Annotated in this window: 13 protein-coding genes; 9 read left to right on the forward strand and 4 right to left on the reverse strand. The window is 50.7% G+C overall.

All coding sequences use genetic code 11. From position 1 onward, the window contains the following. Positions 1-43: 43 nt before the first annotated feature. A complete protein-coding gene (gene ypfM / locus CTZ24_RS26905) occupies positions 44-103 on the forward strand; it encodes a protein YpfM (RefSeq protein ID WP_139810981.1) in 60 nt (19 codons plus the stop codon). 207 nt (positions 104-310) lie between these two features. Here the strand turns inward: ypfM and acrD are convergent, their stop codons facing one another. From acrD to narQ, 3 genes are all read right to left on the reverse strand, one after another. Then, positions 311-3,427: a multidrug efflux RND transporter permease AcrD gene (gene acrD / locus CTZ24_RS14120; RefSeq protein WP_208723846.1), complete on the reverse strand. Its 3,117-nt coding sequence runs from the start codon at positions 3,425-3,427 to the stop codon at positions 311-313. Positions 3,428-3,623: 196 nt separating this feature from the next. After that, entirely contained in the window at positions 3,624-4,256 is a 633-nt protein-coding gene (gene narL / locus CTZ24_RS14125; protein WP_208723847.1) for a two-component system response regulator NarL, read from the reverse strand. 31 nt (positions 4,257-4,287) lie between these two features. Then, positions 4,288-5,976, reverse strand: coding sequence for a nitrate/nitrite two-component system sensor histidine kinase NarQ (narQ, locus tag CTZ24_RS14130; RefSeq protein ID WP_208723848.1), 1,689 nt, complete (start codon positions 5,974-5,976; stop codon positions 4,288-4,290). Positions 5,977-6,219: 243 nt separating this feature from the next. On the opposite strand from narQ, the gene CTZ24_RS14135 reads away from it, so the two are divergent. From CTZ24_RS14135 to nudK, 8 genes are all read left to right on the forward strand, one after another. Next, positions 6,220-6,492 carry a YdgH/BhsA/McbA-like domain containing protein gene (locus tag CTZ24_RS14135; protein WP_021184293.1) on the forward strand — a complete coding sequence of 91 codons (273 nt, stop codon included), beginning with the start codon at positions 6,220-6,222 and terminating at the stop codon, positions 6,490-6,492. A gap of 274 nt (positions 6,493-6,766) precedes the next feature. Further along, the gene (gene ansP, locus CTZ24_RS14140; RefSeq protein WP_021184291.1) at positions 6,767-8,269 is read left to right on the forward strand and encodes an L-asparagine permease; all 1,503 of its coding nucleotides are present in this window, start codon (positions 6,767-6,769) and stop codon (positions 8,267-8,269) included. A gap of 216 nt (positions 8,270-8,485) precedes the next feature. Then, entirely contained in the window at positions 8,486-8,959 is a 474-nt protein-coding gene (gene napF / locus CTZ24_RS14145) for a ferredoxin-type protein NapF (protein WP_208723849.1), read from the forward strand. Further along, entirely contained in the window at positions 8,946-9,230 is a 285-nt protein-coding gene (locus CTZ24_RS14150) for a chaperone NapD (protein ID WP_021184288.1), read from the forward strand. The genes napF and CTZ24_RS14150 overlap by 14 nt, the downstream gene beginning before the upstream one ends. After that, positions 9,221-11,707: a nitrate reductase catalytic subunit NapA gene (napA, locus tag CTZ24_RS14155; protein WP_208723850.1), complete on the forward strand. Its 2,487-nt coding sequence runs from the start codon at positions 9,221-9,223 to the stop codon at positions 11,705-11,707. The genes CTZ24_RS14150 and napA overlap by 10 nt, the downstream gene beginning before the upstream one ends. A gap of 11 nt (positions 11,708-11,718) precedes the next feature. Next, on the forward strand, positions 11,719-12,150 hold the full coding sequence (napB, locus tag CTZ24_RS14160) for a nitrate reductase cytochrome c-type subunit (RefSeq protein ID WP_021184286.1): 432 nt from the start codon (positions 11,719-11,721) through the stop codon (positions 12,148-12,150). Then, positions 12,147-12,731, forward strand: a complete 585-nt coding sequence (gene napC, locus CTZ24_RS14165) for a cytochrome c-type protein NapC (RefSeq protein WP_208723851.1) — start codon at positions 12,147-12,149, stop codon at positions 12,729-12,731. The genes napB and napC overlap by 4 nt, the downstream gene beginning before the upstream one ends. Positions 12,732-12,887: 156 nt before the next feature. Beyond that, positions 12,888-13,466, forward strand: a complete 579-nt coding sequence (gene nudK / locus CTZ24_RS14170) for a GDP-mannose pyrophosphatase NudK (protein ID WP_208723852.1) — start codon at positions 12,888-12,890, stop codon at positions 13,464-13,466. Between the two features lie 52 nt (positions 13,467-13,518). Here nudK and CTZ24_RS14175 read toward each other — a convergent pair whose 3' ends face one another. Continuing rightward, on the reverse strand, positions 13,519-18,390 hold the full coding sequence (locus CTZ24_RS14175; RefSeq protein ID WP_208723853.1) for a hypothetical protein: 4,872 nt from the start codon (positions 18,388-18,390) through the stop codon (positions 13,519-13,521). Between the last annotated feature and the right edge of the window lie 73 nt (positions 18,391-18,463).

Below are 18,463 nucleotides of genomic sequence, written 5' to 3' on the forward strand. Positions count from 1 at the left end.
AAAAAAACGGCGTATTATCGCCAGCACAATAAGAGAGGGTATTATGGTTGACACTGAACTGGGGAACTGGAAAGAATTTATTGACGCGATGTTGCGCAAGTAACACGCGAAAAGAAAAGCAGGGCAAATCCCCAACTTGCTGTAATTCTTACCAAACATAAATTAAGGCAGCCAACGGCTGCCTTAATTTTTTTATCGCCCATGACCAGAACACATTGCTTCATCCAGTAGCGGCGCGATTTATCGCGCATTGTTATTGCTGCATGAAGGTTAAAGGCGCGCGATAAATCGCGCCGCTACGGATCAGGGCTTAATCATGCGGCTTCTCTTTCAGCGGGAAGCGGCGGCGCACCAGCACAAAGAACAGCGGCACAAAGAAGATGGCCAGCACCGTTGCGGAGATCATGCCCCCCATCACGCCGGTACCCACCGCGTGCTGGCTGCCAGAACCCGCACCCGCGCTGATCGCCATCGGCAGCACGCCGAAGATAAACGCCAGCGAAGTCATCAAAATCGGACGCAGACGCTGACGCGAGGCTTCCAGTGTGGCCTCAATCAGCTCACGACCTTTGCTGTTGATCTCATTGGCGAACTCCACGATCAAAATGGCGTTCTTCGCCGACAGGCCAATGACGGTCAGTAACCCGACCTGGAAATAAACATCGTTTTCCAGTCCACGCAGCCAGGTGGCAATCAATGCCCCCACCACGCCCAGTGGCACCACCAGCATCACTGAGAACGGGATCGACCAGCTTTCATACAGCGCCGCCAGGCTCAGGAACACCACCAGCAGCGAGATGGCATACAGCGCCGGGGCCTGCGAACCGGAGAGCCGCTCCTGATAAGAGGCACCGGTCCACTGGAAACCGACGCCCAAAGGTAACTGACTGACCAGTTTCTCCATCGCATCCATTGCCGTCCCGCTGCTGACGCCATTCGCCGCTTCACCGACGATTTCCAGTGAGGAGTAGCCGTTATAGCGCTCCAGGCGTGGCGAGCCGACTTCCCAACGGCTGGTGGCAAAGGCCGAGAAGGGCACCATAGTGCCGCTGCTGTTACGCACATACCATTTATTGATATCGTCTGGCAGCATGCGGAATTCCGGCGCGGCCTGGACATAGACCTTCTTAACACGACCGCGGTCGATAAAGTCATTCACATAGGATGAGCCCCAGGCGGTGGTGAGGGTGTCATTGATGGTATCGATCGAAACGCCCAGTGCCTGCGCTTTGCGCTGGTCAACATCAATCTGCAACTGCGGGCTGTCATCCAGGCCATTATGGCGTACGCGTGATAACGCCGGGTCATGTGCTGCCGCATCCAGTAATTTATCGCGCATTGCCATCAGGGCGGTGTGACCCATTCCACCATGATCCTGTATTTCAAGGTCAAAGCCAGATGAACTGCCGAGGCCAGTAATCGCCGGGGGGCTGCTGGCAATCACCCGGGCTTCCCGGATTTTATTAAAGGCTTTGGTGGCGCGGTCAATGATGGCAAAAGACGTGCGGTCAGCTCCCGGACGCTCATCCCAATCCTTCAGACGGATAAACATACGCGCCACGTTCTGACCGTTACCGCCAGGGCCAGCACCAATGGTGGAAAACACCGATAAGACGTTATCTTTCTCGGCGGTCATATAATATTTTTCCACCTTAGCGACCACGTTAGAGGTTTGCTGGAGTGTTGATCCCGCCGGAAGTTGTACCTGCGTCAGAAATACGCCACGGTCTTCCTGCGGCAGGAACGACGTGGGCAGACGGATAAACATAAATGCCATCAGGCCAATGATCGCCAAATAAAGCAGTATCCAGCGGCCGCTTTTAACCAGAATCCGCGCCACACCCCGTTCATAACGTGCTGCATTGGTGTTGAAATGACGGTTGAACCAGCCAAAAAAACCACGCCGACCGTGATGTTGCCCTTGTTCCATCGGTTTGAGCAGAGTGGCACAAAGGGCGGGGGTCAAAATCAATGCCACCAGTACCGACAGGATCATGGCGGAGACGATGGTAATGGAGAACTGGCGGTAAATCGCGCCAACGGTGCCACCGAAAAACGCCATCGGGACAAATACCGCCGACAGTACCAGCGCGATGCCAACCAGAGCACCCTGAATCTGTCCCATTGATTTACGCGTGGCCGCGCGGGGTGAAAGACCTTCTTCACTCATAATACGTTCGACGTTTTCTACCACCACGATGGCGTCATCCACCAGCAGACCAATGGCCAGTACCGTGGCAAACATGGTCAAGGTGTTAATGCTGTAGCCGCAGGCATACAGCACCGCAAAGGTACCGAGTAACACCACAGGAACTGCGATGGTGGGGATCAGCGTGGCACGGAAGTTCTGCATAAACAGATACATCACCAGGAACACCAGCAGAATCGCTTCCAGCAACGTTTTCACCACATCGGTGATCGACGCTTTGACGAACGGCGTGGTTTCGTAGGCGATTTTTGCTTCCAACCCGTGTGGAAAGTATTGTGATAATTCGGCGATGCGGGCGCGTACCAGTTTGTCGGTGTTCATCTCATTGGCGCCGGAAGCCAGTTTAATGCCCAAACCGGACGCAGCCTGGCCGTTGTAACGGCTGAGATAGTCATATTTCTCTGCCCCCATCGCGACATCCGCCACATCACCCACGGTAACCACAGAACCGTCAGTGTTGGTTTTTAGCGTAATGGCTTTGAACTGTTCCGGGGTTTGTAGCATCGACTGGGCATTGACCGTCGCATTCAGCGCCTGTTTTTCAACCGAGGGCAAGCCTCCCAACTGACCTACCGCAACCTGGGCGTTTTGCGATTCAATAGCGCTGACGACATCATCGGTTGTTAACGCGTAGGCGTTCAGTTTGTTCGGATCGAGCCAGATACGCATGGAATATTGCGAACCGTAGGCATCAACTTCACCGACACCATCGATACGGCTGAGGGGATCCTCAATGTTACTGGCGACATAATCTGAAATATCCTGTTTGTCCATACTTCCGTCGGTAGAAACAAACGCAATCATCAGGATGTTGCTGTCACCCGTTTTGTTGACGGTGACGCCCTGGGATTGCACTGCCGAGGGCAACTGGCGCAGGGCTGTCTGTAGCTGGTTCTGAACCTGCTGGCGTGCTTCGTCCGGATCGGTGCCTGCGGTAAAGGTGAGGGTAATTTGGGCCTGACCGGTATTGCTGCTGTTCGATGACATATACATCAGGTTGTCGATGCCGGTCATGTTCTGCTCAATCACCTGGGTAACGGTGTTTTCCAGCGTTTCCGCTGAAGCACCGGGGTAGTTGGCGGTGATGCGCACGTTCGGTGGCGCGAGGTCAGGATATTGCTCAATCGGCAGCGAGATGATCGCCAGAGTGCCGCATAAGCAGAGTAAAATCGCCAGAACCCAGGCAAAAATGGGGCGGTCGATAAAAAAATTCGACATGGAACCGACACTCCTCAGCTGCGTATTTTTTACTTTTATTATCAGAAGCGTGAACCCGTGTGGGCCCACGCTGGCGGAGGGGATGCGCTATCTCGGGAGAATCTCCTGCCGCTGCTTACTCTACGCGGCGCAAATTAGATAATCGTGGAGAAATTATGGAGAAAGTGTAAATGTCCCGACGGTTTTATGTGATGTGCTAGACGTTCCGGCTCTCCAGCCAGAGCACGGTGGCGGCCACGCGTGAGCGTACATCCAGTTTGCGCAGCAGATTGCGAATATGCACTTTGACCGTCTCTTCAGAGATATGCAGCGTGGTGGCAATCTCTTTATTCGACAAACCACGCGCCACTTCCTGTAGTACGTCGAGTTCGCGCTCGGTCAACTGGCGGAACGGATTGGAGCTGTGTGGGCGATTGGCGAGATACTCCTCCACCACCTCACTGAATACGTTCTCCCCCTGGGCGCCGGACAGGATTTGTTGCAGCAATTGCTCCGGTTCACTGTCCTTTAGCAAATAGCCATCAGCACCGGCATCAATCATGGCGTAGATATCATTACGCGCATCGGAAACGGTCAACACCAGGATGCGGGCGGAGATCTCCTCATGGCGTAACGCTTTTAGCGTATCCAGCCCGGACATCCCTTTCATATTCAGGTCGAGCAGAATCACATCCGGCGACAGACGACGGGCCTCTGCCAGCGCTTCCGTGCCATTATTGGCCTCGGCCACCACCTGAAGCCGTGGCTCCAGCGCCAGCAACTGGCGAACGCCACGGCGCATCAGGGGATGGTCATCAACTATCATGATTGTCAGTTTTGGCTGGTCCATATTCTCTCCAATAAACAGTCCATGTATCGCGTTATTCCAGTAGGTAGGTCGGGCGAGGCGGGAAACGTAAGGTGACACGCGTGCCGCGTTCCTGCGGGGTAATCAGCAGCGTGCCGGCAAGGCGCGCTGCCCGTTCTGCCATAATTGTCAGGCCATAATGGCCCGGCGGTTCTTCCGTGCTGCGGATACCAATACCGTCATCTTCGATGGTTAACAGATGATCCTCCTCAGCGATACGCTGATAGCAAATGCGAATCTGCTGCGCACCGGCATGGCGAATGGCGTTGAGTAAGGCCTCGCGCGCAATCTGTAAAACATGCACCTGCTGTTGTGCATCGAGGCTTTGTAGCCCAGGTTGATAGTCAAATTGGATCGCCGCCTGGGATTGTTCCTGCAAGGGTACGATCATTGCCTGCAATGCTGCTACCAAATCTGCCTGCTCAATGGTCAGGCGGAAGGTGGTCAGCAATTCGCGTAATTGTTGATAAGCGTCTGCCAGCGCCCGGTCAAACTCGCTGATAATACTTTGCGCTGCCAACTGGCTGCCATCGACCGTGCGTCTCAGCAGCGTAAGCTGAATCCGTAAAAAGGAGAGTGACTGCGCCAGCGAATCGTGAAGTTCGCGGGCAATGGTCGCGCGCTCCTCAATTAACAGCATTTGCTGATACTGCTTCTGCGTCTGCCACACCCACAGGGCACGAGCCAGCATATTCGCCAGGCTCTGCATCAATTCTCCGGGCGACGCGCGTTGCGGCGATTGCCAACGCAATTCGCCGAAGGGCTGCTCATCCTGACGCAATGTGATGCGCTGCCAGCGGCAGTTGGCATCACTGCTTCCGGTCTGGAATGTCTGGTTGTCACTCTCCAGCACCACCACGTTAAAACCTTCGCGCTGCTGAAGTTGCTCGATAAAACCCTGAAATACATCGGGATTGAGGGCGCTGCTGGTAAGCATTTGCGAGCTTTCATAGAGCAGAGACAGCGTGCGGTTAGCCTGCGTCAGGCTCTCGGTTTTCTCCTGCACCGCATCTTCCAGCAGGCGATAATGTGATTGTAGTCTGGCCGCCATCGCCGTGAAGGCATGGGCCAGCACACCAAGTTCGTTAGGCTGTGCCACGGGCAGGGGAGGAAAGCTGAAGCGAGTTTGTTCGACAAACTGACTGGCGGTGACCAGCGCGTCGAGCGGCCCCACCACGTTGCTGCGAATAAAACGGATGGTCCAGAGTGCCAGCCCGACAATCGCCAGAAAACCAAACAGGCTGCTGGCAACCACCAGATGCATTTTTAGCTCGGCGTAATGCTGTACGGACAACACAAAACGATTGATTTCACTGACGTAGCTGGCGACCTGCTGTTGATAAATCAGGGTGTTCTGCGTTTGTAACCGTTGCTTCAGTTCCGGCCAGTTATCACGCAGGTAGTGGTAACGGTTGCGAACTTCGATCGGTACCCACGCGCGCTCCAGATTGCTCAATGCCGGAGCGTCCAGGGTTTGTTCATATAAACCAATATGATGAGTTAGCTGTTGGGGATCGCGCGTGCTGTCCCAGGCCAGGCGATAAATTTGCATTCGCAGCGACCCGGCGACATTGACTGTCTCAGCATCACGTAAGCTACTGGAAAGTGTCATCAACGCCAGCCCGGAAGTGAGCAGCGAAAGCAGGACAATTGCGCTCAGCGCGCGAGCGATAGTGCGTATTACGGGACGTTTAACCATCACGATAAAAACCCTGTTGCGAGCGCGGAATTATAAAGCAGCGTTGTCATGTCGGCGACGTTATCTCGCTACATCAGGTTACTCTTCGCACATAAAGTAACCGCAATTTACATTTCCCAGGATAAATCTGAAACCCCTGTCGAAAAATTGAACAGTTTTACCGCTTGTGTCATCCCGCTTTTGCCTGGCTGACTAATACTTTTTGCGTAGGCCGTCGGTTTCCCCGCAAGATAACAGGAGCATCCCATGAAGACTCGATATGCTGTTCTGGCTGGTGCACTGCTAGCCGCCGCAAGTTTTAGTTCGCTGGCCGCGACAGCGTTAAACGCGGAACAAGCTCAAAATATGCAAAGTATCGGTAGCGTCTCCGTCAGTGGCGTCAGTGGCTCACTGGATGATGCGACCCGTCAGTTGTCACAGAAAGCGCAAGAGATGGGTGCCAGCCATTACCGCGTCATCGGCGTGCAAAATCCAGGTGACTCCAGCATGTGGAGTGGTACCGCCGAGATTTATCGTTAATTTCCCCGATTTTTTCCTGCCGCAATCTTCACCGGCCAGAGGCTCTGGCCGGTTTTTTTGTGCACTGTGAAGGATAATCTCAATTCATTCTGTGCAATCTGGCGGTATATTTTGCTTCGTTCTTGCAGAACGGGTAGGATTCATCGCCGTAATTTCCCGGATCGCTGCGCGACATCGTTCCGCCGCCTGCAACCGGGGTTTTACCCCATTTCGCACCGTGCTACGCAAACGTTTGGTAAGCCGGTGATTGATGGTCAGGATAAACAGGAAAGCTATGAAACCTACTAAAAAAACCGCGGCCGAACAACGCGCTGCGAAACGACGCTGGCTGAATTCCCACGACACCGGTTACCACAAAGCTATGGGTAATCGTCAGGTTCAAATGATCGCCATCGGCGGTGCTATTGGTACGGGGCTATTTTTAGGCGCAGGCGCGCGCTTACAGATGGCAGGTCCGGCTCTGGCACTGGTGTATCTGGTGTGCGGTATCTTCTCTTTCTTCATTCTGCGTGCGTTGGGCGAACTGGTTTTACATCGTCCTTCCAGCGGCAGCTTTGTTTCCTATGCGCGTGAATTTCTTGGTGAAAAAGCGTCATATGTGGCGGGCTGGATGTACTTTGTTAACTGGGCGATGACCGGTATCGTCGATATCACGGCCGTTGCGCTGTATATGCATTACTGGGGCGCGTTTGGTGATGTTCCCCAGTGGGTGTTTGCCCTTGGTGCGCTGGCGATTGTTGGCACCATGAACATGATCGGCGTGAAGTGGTTCGCCGAGATGGAGTTCTGGTTTGCGCTGATTAAGGTGCTGGCCATCGTGGTGTTTCTGGTGGTTGGTGTGGTGTTCCTCGGCAGCGGTAAGCCGCTGGACGGCAATGCCACCGGTTTCCACCTGATAACCGATAACGGCGGCCTGTTCCCACATGGTCTGCTGCCTGCGCTGGTGCTGGTGCAAGGGGTGGTGTTTGCCTTCGCCTCGATCGAGCTGGTAGGCACGGCGGCGGGGGAGTGTAAAGACCCGAAAACCATGCTGCCAAAAGCGATCAACAGCGTGATTTGGCGTATCGGCCTGTTCTACGTGGGTTCGGTGGTGCTGTTGGTGCTGCTGTTGCCGTGGAATGCTTATCAGGCCGGGCAGAGTCCGTTCGTGACCTTCTTCTCCAAACTGGGCGTGCCTTATATCGGCAGCGTCATGAATATCGTGGTGCTGAGTGCGGCGTTGTCCAGCCTGAACTCCGGTCTGTACTCCACCGGTCGTATTCTGCGTTCGATGTCGATGGGCGGTTCTGCACCGAAGTTTATGTCGAAGATGAGCAACCAGCAGGTGCCGTTTGCCGGTATCCTGGTGACCATTGCTGTCTATGTGGTGGGCGTGGTGCTGAACTACTACGTACCCTCTCAGGTATTTGAGATCGTCCTGAACGTGGCATCGCTGGGTATCATCTCTTCGTGGGGCTTTATCGTGGTATGCCAGATGCGTCTGCGCAAAGCCATCAAAGAAGGCAAAGCGGAAGATGTCAGCTTTAAGCTGCCGTGGGCACCGGTCACCTCCTGGTTGACGCTGCTGTTCCTGGTCAGCGTGCTGGTGTTGATGGCGTTTGACTACCCGAATGGCACCTACACCATTGCCTCCATCCCGCTGATTGCGGTGGTGTTGGTGCTGGGCTGGTTTGGTGTGCGTAAGCGCGTACACGAAGAAGCGATGAAAGAGCATGATCATCATGTCGATGAGTCGGATGACGCACCGCGTATCCTGGCGGAAGATTCTTCACGCTAAACGCGCATGATGTGTTATCAGAAGGCCGTCTCTCCGACGGCCTTTTTTGTTTTTGCCACCGTAATGCCGCGTTTTTGCTGGCACCTGGACCCGTCTGATCACCATCTGCTCCCCCCTTGATCCCACTCCGGGAATTACTCCTTTCGGGTGATATAGCCCTCCATTGTGTCAGGTTATTTTAAGCCCTAATTTTCTAACCCGAATTAAGGTGTACCGATGGGGCTGTCACGACGCCAATTCTTCACCGGGCAGCGTAAAGCTGTCATGGGGGCAATTGCATTGCCGTGGTGGCGCCATCAGACCGGGTGTGACGGTTGTGGCAACTGCGTAACCGCCTGCGAAACGCAGATTGTACAGCTTGCGCCCGGTGCGGTACCGCAGATCGATTTTCAACGAGGTGAATGTACCTTCTGTGCCGCCTGCGCCGATGCCTGCCCACAGGCGCTGTTTTATCCGCGCGAGCAGCAGCCGTGGCAGCAACGTATCCGCATCAGCCGTGATTGCATCACCTTTCAGGGGGTGAATTGTCGCAGTTGTCAGGAAAGTTGTGAGCAGCAGGCCATCGTTTTTCGCCTTACTGCCAACGGTATCGCACAACCCGAAACCACGCCGCAACATTGCACCGGTTGTGGTGCGTGCATCGCGCCTTGCCCGGTTTCAGCCACAGGATTACATCATGAACCCGAATAACAGTTGGCACGTCTGTGGCCTGGTGATTCAGGCGCGACCGGCGGCTTGTGCTGCGGTCACGCAGGAGCTGCTGACCTGGGCCGACAGCGACATCGCCGCTCAAGACGCCGCACGCGGCACCCTGGCAGTTACGTTGGGCGCGTCCGATAGCGCCACGCTGCTTAGCAACATTGAAGCCACGCGCAATATCCCAGGCGTGTTGGCGGTATCGCTGGTGTATCACCAGCAGGACGAATTTGAAGAACTTGCCAAGGAAACCTCATGCAACTGAGTCGTCGTGATTTTATGAAAGCCAATGCGGCGGCGGCAGCTGCAACCGCTGCGGGATTAGTCATCCCTACCGTTACCAAAGCCGCCACGGCGTTGGCGGCACCGATTCGTTGGGAAAAAGCGCCCTGTCGCTTTTGCGGAACGGGCTGCGGCGTGCTGGTGGGCACTCAGGATGGTCGTGTGGTTGCTTCACAGGGCGATCCGCAGGCGGAGGTGAACCGTGGCCTGAACTGCATTAAAGGCTATTTTCTGCCCAAAATTATGTACGGCAAGGACCGTCTGACCCAGCCGCTATTGCGGATGACCGAAGGGCGTTTCGACAAAAATGGCACATTCACGCCGATTAGCTGGGAACAGGCGTTCGACATCATGGAGGAGAAGTTTAAGGCTGCGCTTAAGGCCAACGGACCGGAATCCATTGGTATGTTCGGTTCTGGCCAGTGGACCTTGTGGGAAGGTTACGCGGCCTCCAAGCTGATGAAAGCCGGTTTCCGTAGCAATAACCTCGATCCCAATGCGCGTCACTGCATGGCGTCGGCGGTGGTTGGGTTTATGCGTACCTTTGGCATGGATGAACCGATGGGCTGCTATGACGATATCGAGCAGGCTGATGCTTTTGTGTTGTGGGGATCGAACATGGCTGAGATGCATCCGATTCTCTGGTCTCGTCTCACGGCGCGTCGTCTCAGCAATGAAAACGTCAAGGTTGCCGTGCTGTCGACCTATCGCCATCGCAGCTTTGAGCTGGCGGATAACGGCATGGTGTTCGTGCCTCAGACCGATCTGGTGATCCTCAACTTTATCGCCAACTACATCATTCAGAACGGCAAGGTGGATAAAACCTTCCTGGAAAACCACGTCACGCTGCGTCAGGGTACGACTGACATCGGTTATGGTTTGCGTCCGACCGACCCGCGTCAGGCGAAGGCGAAAAATCCGGACAGCGATGCCTCGACACCAATTAGTTTCGACGAGTACGCGAAGTTTGTCGCGGAGTATACGCTGGAAAAAGCCAGTGCCATGAGCGGTGTCGAGCAAGATCAACTGGTGAAACTGGCCGAGTTGTATGCCGATCCCAACATCAAGGTGGTGTCGTACTGGACGATGGGTTTCAACCAACATACGCGTGGCGTGTGGGCCAATAATCTGGTCTACAACCTGCACTTGCTGACCGGCAAAATTTCACGCCCTGGTACCGGCCCCTTCTCTCTGACCGGGCAACCCTCAGCCTGTGGTACGGCGCGTGAAGTGGGGACGTTTTCCCATCGTTTGCCTGCCGATATGGTGGTGACTAACGACAAGCACCGCGCGCTGGCAGAAAAACTGTGGAAGTTGCCGTCCGGCACCATCCCGGCCAAACCGGGCTACCACGCAGTGGCGCAGGACCGCGCGCTGAAAGACGGCAAAATCAATGCCTACTGGTCGATGTGCAACAACAATATGCAGGCCGGACCGAACCTGACGCAGGAACGTATGCCGGGTTGGCGCGATGAGCGCAACTTTGTGGTGGTGTCGGATCCCTATCCGACCGTCAGCGCGCTCTCAGCCGACCTGATTCTGCCCACCGCCATGTGGGTGGAAAAAGAGGGTGCCTATGGCAATGCTGAACGCCGCACCCAGTTTTGGCATCAGCAAGTCAAAGCGCCTGGGGACGCCAAATCCGATCTGTGGCAACTGGTGAACTTTTCGAAGCGATTCCGCGTGGCGGAAGTGTGGCCGGAGGCATTGATCGCCCAACAGCCGGAGCTACGTGACAAAACCCTCTACGACGTGTTGTTTGCCAATGGCCAGGTTAACCAATTCCCGCTGAGTGAGGTCGCCGACGACCAACTGAACGATGATGCCCGTGCTTTCGGCTTCTATCTGCAAAAAGGATTGTTCGAAGAGTACGCCAGTTTTGGTCGTGGTCACGGCCACGATTTGGCACCGTTTGACACTTATCATCAGGCGCGTGGTTTGCGCTGGCCGGTGGTTGACGGCAAAGAGACGCGCTGGCGTTATCGCGAAGGTCATGACAGCTACGTCAAAGCAGGCGAGGGCGTGCGCTTCTACGGCAAACCAGACGGCAAAGCGACCATTTTTGCCCTGCCGTACGAGCCGCCTGCTGAATCACCGGATGCGGAATACGATCTGTGGTTCTGTACCGGCCGCGTGCTGGAACACTGGCATACCGGCACCATGACGCGCCGTGTGCCGGAGCTGCATCGCGCGGTGCCGCAGGCGTTGCTGTATATCCATCCGCTGGATGCCAAAGCGCGTGGTCTGCGTCGGGGCGAGAAAGTGCGCGTGGTTTCCCGCCGGGGTGAAGCGATGGCCACCGTCGAAACGCGTGGCCGTAATCAGCCACCGCAGGGGTTGGTGTTTTCACCGTTCTTCGATGCCGGGGTGCTGGTCAACAACGTCACGCTGGATGCCACCGACCCGCTTTCGAAACAGACCGATTATAAAAAATGCGCCGTTAAGCTGGTGAAAATTTAAGGCAGGATGCAATGAAACCTCTTATCACACTTCTTACATTGGCTGCCCTGACATTGGGCGGCGCGGTCTGGGCCGATAACGGCGTGGACTTGCAACAGTCACCGGAGGTGACGGCCACGCAGCAGGGCACGATCCATCAGCCCAAAGAGCAGAGCCGCAAGCCGCTGAACTATGTCAATCAACCACCGGTGATCCCGCATAGCGTTGATGGCTACCAGGTGACGAAAAACGTTAACCGCTGCCTGCAATGCCACGGTACGCAAAGTTACCTCACCACCGGTGCGCCCCGCGTTAGTCCAACGCACTTTACCGATCGTGATGGCCTGGTCAGCAGTACGGTTTCACCGCGCCGCTATTTTTGTCTGCAATGCCATGTGCCGCAGACCGATGCCAAACCGGTGGTGGAAAACACCTTCCGTCCGGCTGAGGGCTTTGGTCAATGAAGCAGATGATTCTCCGCATCTGGCGCTGGTGGCGTCGTCCCAGCCGCCTGGCGCTTGGCACGTTGCTGCTGATTGGTTTCGCCGGAGGCATCATTTTCTGGGGCGGATTTAATACCGGCCTGGAGATGACCAACCGCGAGCAATTCTGTATCGGTTGCCATGAAATGCGTAACAACGTCTATCAGGAATATATGCAGACGGTGCACTACAACAACCGCAGCGGCGTGCGTGCGACCTGCCCGGATTGCCATGTGCCACACGAGTGGGGGCCAAAAATGTGGCGTAAGTTACAGGCCAGCAAAGAGGTGTATGCCAAGGTGTTCGGCATTGTCGACACGCCAGAAAAGTTTGAGGAAAAGCGGCTTGAACTGGCGCAAAACGAATGGCGCAGGATGAAGAACAACAATTCGCAAGCCTGCCGTAACTGCCATAACTTTGAATATATGGATTTTACCGCGCAGAAGACGGTCGCGGCGAAGATGCACACCAAAGCGGTGGAGGAAGGCAAAACCTGTATCGACTGCCATAAAGGGATTGCGCATCACCTGCCAGATATGAAAGAGGAAAAGAACGGATTTTGATGTTTACAGCGCGGTAAACCGCGCCGCTACGACAAAGGTGCGTAGCGGCGCAATTTATTGCGCTCTTTTGTTCTCTGTGACAAACAATTCAGATAGTTTTCCCCGCCATAACGTTTTACTCTTTCAGGCTCCCTCAAAATTTGCAGTGGAGTGGTCATGCCGTTAAAGATCAATATCATCAAAGACAAGTTGCTGTCAGAAAACTGGTTTGTGCTGCGCAACTTTACCTACGAACTTACCCGCAACAATGGTGAAGTGCTGCGTCACAAACGTGAAGTCTACGACCGTGGCAACGGCGCAACCATCCTGCTCTACAACCGTGAAAAAAATAGCGTGGTGCTGACGCGCCAATTCCGTATTGCCACCTACCTGAACGGTAATGAGAGTGGCGAACTGATTGAGGCCTGCGCGGGCCTGCTGGACGACGATACGCCTGAAGACTGCATCCGTAAGGAAGCGATTGAGGAAACCGGTTATCAGGTGGGTAAAGTGGAAAAACTCTGGGAAGCCTATATGTCACCAGGGGGCGTTACCGAGATTCTGCACTTCTTCGCTGCTGAATACAGCGAAGCTCAACGCGCGAACAAAGGCGGCGGTGTTGAAGACGAAGAAATTACCGTGCTCGAACTGGCGTTTCCTGAAGCGCTGGCGATGATGAAAAATGGTCGTATCCGTGACGGTAAAACGATTATGTTACTGCAACATGCGCAACTTGCAGGATGGCTGCACGCCTGATGCTGACGCCAGGCATAAAGCGTAACGGCGCGATTTATCGCGCCGTTGGAGTTTAATGGCTGCCAGAACCGGAGGTTCCCGGCTGATTATCCTCTTCACTCTCCTGTTCAGCTGTGTGGTTTAACTGTTCCAGAAATTTTCTGACTAATGGGTAAGTAGTTATGTTTCCATCAGGAACTGTGCCATGTGTGGTGACATAGGCCGCATTCATTACAGCCGGAAACATTTCCTCAACTAAAGGTCTGACAGGTTCGACCAGTTTATGCAACGTACTATTAATGACGGAATCACGGTAATCAGGTTGGTTAGGTATCATACTCGATACGAAGCCAGCATCGGTCGACTGAACCTGTATGCCGTTATATTTCTGGCCGTCTACTTTCAGTAATATGACCTCTCTTTTGTGAACGTCTTCTATGATTTTATCGGGTAACGCTGCGGCATAATTTCCCCGTTTCGCATCATTAGCAGAAATCTCCAGTTTTAGATTATATGAAACGATATTTCCGCCTGAGTAGTAGTAGGTCACTTCATTTTTATTATTTATTGTCACGATATCTCTCCCGATGGTAAGGGCGAGATGCTCCAACGTTCGCTCTTGCAATGAGCTGAGAAAGGGTTCAGGTAAAGAGACGTTCTCAGGACGAAAGCGGGTAAAAGGGCTAACCATCTCTCTAAGTTGATTGTCGATGGGGTTGCATGATCTGGCAGTATTGGCGGCAGGTATCATGGCTGTGGCGGCGGCGCTGGTTGAGGGCTTAGGGTCAGCAACATATGGCGGCAGAAAGGTCTGCTTTTCTTTATATACACTCTCCGCTACAACTGGATGGATATCACGAAGGGTATCCGGCTGAAAAAAGAATTCATGATAAGAGAGTTTGTCATTATTAGATGTAGGATAAACGCTGGGAATCGCATGCATAAAGTCAGCAGTTATCGTGTTTATAACGATTTCAGTACTTAAAGTATGTGTTTGTGTGAGAGTCGCGACATGTTTTGATTCAACTTCTCCATTTTTAACAATATTTACTCTGATGTTATGGTTGACTTCAGTGCGTATCCTTTGTGTATTTACAAATTTAAAATCGGGGTTGGTTTTCTTAATGGTTTTTAAAATCTTATTCTGATCTGGTCTCTTTTTATCATCCAATATATCGACATTCTTGGTACGTATCATTGTCAGACCAATATCATATTCATGGCTATGTTCACTTTGGAAAAACTCATCATTGGAAAATATAATTATCGATTTATGCCCGTCACGTACTATGGTTTTGTAAACAATATATCTTGGCTGCCACCAAAACATAAACTCCCTGGAGAAATCCATCACATGTTGAAGGAATATATTCGACTCGAGCGTCATCTGTTGGTTCCATAGGTCTCGGTCATTTCTGTATTCAATCTGACGTTGATCTCTTATGGCATCTTCCCTTTCACATTTTTCTCGATAGAGTGCCCTCTGGCGTTCGTGTTCCGTTAAGAGAACTCCTGCTTGAATCGCCGCATTTATTGTGCTCGCATTCAGCGAAAAGTTGAGGGCCTCTATTCTTTTTTGGTTACATTCAATTTCATCGTCACGTATTTTGGATACGAATGAAAGCCAGGGTTTAAGCCTGAAGAATTTAAAATAGAGCGAGGGGGAAAGCTGATGCCTGCGGTTTAATGCATGGAGGAAATCAGCATGACTGGCAGCATTCATGTCGCCTAAGATAAAGGTTTCTTTCGATAGTCTGGCGGTAGTGCGTTTAATGACATCAGGTTCCATTTTGATAAGTGAAGGGATACCTTTTTCCTGATCAAGTTCCTGGATTTCAAAAAATAATTGGCTCGGGGTTTTACCTTCTTTGTCACTAAATACTTTTTTAAATTTCATATAGAGATCGTAAATGTAGATAGCATATCTTTCGCTGCTTTCTTTTGCTAATTCTTTCATTTTATCGAATAGCTTTTCTATATCTGAAGCGTAGTCGCTACTACCTGACTTGAACAAGTTATATAATCCATGTTTTAACAGTTTAAATTGATCGGGTGTTAAGCGGAGTTTCCTGGTATGAGTATTTTTTTCGTTAGGTTTGGAAATGTACTCCTTCAACGCTTTTTCGATAGCATCGGGGTTGTCAATAATTTGACATAAGGCCAGTAAGTTAAATGCAGCCTGATCGTGTTCCGGGTTAAAAAAATCAATCGATTTTTTTATTTCATCGTTCAAAATGATGTCCATCTGTGCCAGTAACTGTGTTGACAGGGTATTAAACGGCGTAGCCACTTGTACACTTTGTGAAGTAGCTGCTGGGTCTGACAAGGGAAGGGAAGAAAATAATTCGTGAACAATAGCGGATATCACTTCGGAATGATAATTTGGATGCTCTTTACCATCATTTAGCATTTCGCTCAGGAATTGGGTTGTTTTTTCCTGACTGTCACTGTTCAGCGGAAGACCCATTTCCTGCATCTTGGCATAAAATTTATTAATGTCTTTAGCCTGGTAGGATGAAAAATAATTATCCAGGAGAGGAATGATTTCGTTAAGCGGTTCGTCATTATCTTCTTCGATTAAACTATTCAACTCCACATTTTCCAAAATTGTCTTGGCTAACTCTTTGAGTTTCTCTTTCAACTCAATATTATAAGGTTGCTGATTTAATCTGTTCTTTTGTTTAATAAATTCTTCTTTCAACGTGTTCTGCTCGGCGTCACTGAATCCGTTAAGGTCAGCAAACCTTACGATATACTCCACGCTTTCAAGGTGTTCAAGTGTCGTTGTCGTTTCAGCTACCACCTCCTGGAGGTACTGAATAATAACCACTAAATGATCAACGTTACTGATTTGCTTTGCGGTAAAGAGGTTATCTGTCTGATGAGCGTGATGTCTGAAATGATATGACGGTGTATAATTTATTTCTGCCATATCACTGAGGAACTTTTGTGGTGCCACTTTTAGCAGGCTGGCAAGTTTGGTGCGAAAAGTGAAAGGTCTTAAATCGGCATCAGAAAAACATCCGTCACAAAGTAAATAGTTTATCATATCAGAAGATATTAGCTGCAAATCTTCGGTTGTGATATTTTGATTTATCAGCTTGATGATTTTTAGGTCAAGTTTAATGCTTTGTTTAAATTTCCACCTTAATTTTTCTTTGTTTATTCTATTTGAAACGTACTCTAAAATGGTATCGAAATGATCAAGTTTAACAAAATGCCTGATTTTATGATTGTCGTGCATCATTACCGTTTGCTCGGTCGCATCGGTATTCTCAGCATGTTTTTTATCGGCGAATCCCAGTAATATATGCCACTGTGCCATCCAGTCCATTTCAGGATCAGCAATACAGTTCTGTAGAGCAGCCAGCAGTAATGCCTTAATAACTACGTGACCTTCGTGATCTAACTGATTAAAGGTGAGTTCCTGAATCATATCGGGATGGAGGAATTTTTCTCTCATTACGTGATATAATTGAGTAAGATTACCCATATTATCTGCAATGACGCGGTTGTTATACAATGTATTAGCAACACATAACGCTTCTGATACCGATAATTCCTCCGTCATGAATTGAGGAGTAACAGCTTTTACTTCCGGTGTTATGCCTATTGCACTGACAACTTCATTAAGGATTTTTTCATTTTTAAGTAACGTCGTAAGTGATTTTCTCACTCCGGAATAGGCAGTGTCATAAATTGATTTCAGACCTGAATCAACAGATGCTGATATATCCAGCCCCCAATTTCTGGATGCGCGTAGTTCACTCCTCAGATCATCAGTACTATCCAGTAAATTAATGCAAATTGGTATGGAGTTAAATAGCGCTTTTAGTAAGCTGGTTTTTTTCGACGTTGCACGTTCCGGAGCTATTGTTGCCAGTTCAGCTTCTATTTGTTTTTCTCTTTTTGTTCTGGTGTCCTGAGCTAACAATACCTTATAATTATTGAGCTGTTCTAATAACTGTTTGCCATGATCCGTACAACTTAACACGAAGGTTAAGCCCTTATTTTCCTGCATTGATTCTATTGCTGCGGCAACACTTTTATCATTGAGATGCAGATCGCAAAATTGATGGCGATATAGATTGTTTTCTTCCTGGGAAGGTGTTGAAGGAGCACATAGGGTCTTTAATTCATCATACAACTGGTATTGACGTGCTATGAAGTCAGGAAAGTTGTCATCGTCGTTAGCCTCCAACATATGGTTTACATTGTCGCGGAAGTAATCCCATAAGTTAAATCCCACCAAAAAATCTCTAAGGGGATTATCTCCTTCATCAATGATGGCCCGCCATAATGATTTGATTTTTTCTGTGTTGTTTTTTTCTTTTTCATAAACTGTCATGAACATATCGATTTGGCTGAAGTATCTTGCAAATACCTTACTTGTCTTTGCCTGATGGATGGCCAATATTTTTTGAATAAACTCCCCAATGCTCTTGTTGTTAATGGTTTTACTTAGCTTCTTTAATGTTGCTTTATTTATTTTGTAGGTTTCCTTTGCTTTTTTATTTATGCTTTTTATAATGTTGTCGTTTTCGGCTTTGAAATTTAACAGGCAATCTTTGTATTGTATTACCAGAGGGTTAGTTGAACCAGCCATTTCAGTGGTAAGTCGAAAAATGGAGTCGGTGAAAGTATTAAGTTTAAACAATCGCTCTATATGCTGCTTACCATTTATATTTGATAAACCTTTTATTCTTGGCTGGAGAGTAAAGCATGCTGGACTGGAGGATGACGGGGTGACATGTATGCCAAACGAAGTCGAAGCGGGAGACAATGACGGTGAAATTAGTGACTCCAGCGGTTGCTGACTATAGGGAACGGTATTTTTTTCGTTGATGGTGGAGATTTGATTAATGATAGCTGGCGTTGTAGTAATGATTTCATTGACGGGTGAAGGCTGTATTGTGGAACGTGTGGAATTGTAAGTACTAAGCATAATTCATCCTCTTCCTTGATGACTTCGCACTGAATTGGCACTTTGCCAGCGTTAAAATTAACATGCTCCAACA

Source organism: Pantoea phytobeneficialis (assembly GCF_009728735.1).
Taxonomy (GTDB): Bacteria; Pseudomonadota; Gammaproteobacteria; order Enterobacterales; family Enterobacteriaceae; genus Pantoea; species Pantoea phytobeneficialis.